Raw genomic sequence first — 1445 nt, 5'->3', positions numbered from 1 at the left:
GCGTCCAGTTCCTTCTCGGCCATGATCCGGCGGAGCCCGGCAACGCGGCGCTCGAATTCGGCATCGGAGAAGGTCAGGGAGACTTTCTCGCCGTTCTTGAGGACCTTGAGGCGCTCCAGTTCGGCGACGGAGGTGGCGCTTTCAGATGCTGTGGTGGTCATTGTGCTGATGCCTTTCTTGGTGCGGTTCCACGGGGAAACGTGGAACCGGCCCGACGATTCATAGCGCTGCGGTTCATTCCATGGGCGCTGAGGCCCGGAGAGCAAACATTGCGACGTTGCAATCAACGCAACACTGTTGCAACAAAGCCTAGGAGTGATTTAGCTCGCAGTCAATGGATTCTCAGAAAACTTCTGGATATGGTGCTTGTCCATATCCATCGCGCTTCGGCTGGTTGCATTGAATCCAACTTGGTTGTGCAGAATGCATCGGACGTAGCCGGCGTGTTGCGGCTGGGGGCAGACCTCGCGGCGTCATCCACACAAAAGGCGGCCATCCCACCGAGGTGGGTTGGCCGCCTTGAGGGCGCGCAGGGTGGGTCAGGGGGCAGTCGCGTCCTCGGGTTCGCGGAGCAGTTCCTCGGCGAGGTCGGCGGCCAGGTCATCGACAACCTGCCCGTACAGCAGCTCACCCTTGGCGGCGCTGGACCCGGCGGCCGATGAGAGGCAGCCGGTGGCCGGCGTGCGCTCCGGCACCACCGGGAGCCTGTCGAAGCGCGGCAGGACCGCGGCAGGACCGTCCACCAAGCGGTCCATGGCAACCCTAGCCGGTTCGAGGTGGAGCATCAGCGAGGTTTCCAGGACGCCGCCGTGCTCGATGTCCCAGCCCGGGAAGCCGTCGGGGTAGACCTTCGTCAGCGTGTCCTGGCTGACAAAGTCCCAGTAGGACAGCAACAGCACGCTCTGATCGGCTCCGGGTTTGAGCCCCAGCTCTTCCAAGGCAAGGTCAATTCCCTCGTATAGGAACTGGTAGTTCTCGAAGTGCCCGTTGACAAAGACCACATGCCGGACGCCCTGGTTGAGGAAGGACTTGACCAGGTTGCGCGCCATGCCGGTGAGTGTGGCACCATCCAGGCTGGTTGTACCGGAAAGATGGTTGCCGCCGCCGGACTTCTGCTGTGACTTGTACCCGTACGCGATGGGCTGGGCAACCAGTGCATCCAGCCGCCTGGCGACGCCCTCAGCGAAGCGGGAGGACAAAATGGTGTCCGTACCCAAAGGCAGGTGTGGCCCGTGCTGCTCCAGGGATCCGACGGGGATAAGGACGATCGCCTCCCCGGATGCCAGGGCCTCGCGGTATGCGAAGGCGTCCAGGTCTTCCAGAAATACTGACTTATCCATGCTTGCGGTGCTCCTTGTTGAGTGCGGTGTTCAAAGCGGCGGCGGCCACTGGCCGCCGCCGCGGGGTGTCAGGCGCTGATGATGTTGTACTCAGGGCCGAACGGG

At 62.8% G+C, this 1445-nt stretch carries 1 protein-coding gene and 1 pseudogene; both read right to left on the bottom strand.

Annotated elements, in window-relative coordinates:
- Positions 1-161 (bottom strand): annotated as a pseudogene (locus tag J1902_RS19615) (creatininase); the annotation flags it as partial.
- Positions 162-539: 378 nt separating this feature from the next.
- Positions 540-1340 (bottom strand): creatininase, encoded by an 801-nt coding sequence (locus tag J1902_RS19005; RefSeq protein ID WP_207617925.1) that lies wholly within the window; start codon positions 1338-1340, stop codon positions 540-542.
- Positions 1341-1445: the final 105 nt, after the last annotated feature.

This window comes from Arthrobacter cavernae, from assembly GCF_017368795.1.
In the GTDB taxonomy this organism is placed as follows: Bacteria; Actinomycetota; Actinomycetes; order Actinomycetales; family Micrococcaceae; genus Arthrobacter; species Arthrobacter cavernae.
The sequence above is the reverse complement of the archived record's forward strand: the minus strand, read 5'-3'. Positions and strand labels throughout refer to the sequence as shown.

Bases quoted from the DNA above. Each gene is read 5' to 3' on its own strand.
- J1902_RS19005 (WP_207617925.1), bottom strand. From the start codon at position 1,340: ATGGATAAGTCAGTATTTCTGGAAGACCTGGACGCCTTCGCATACCGC.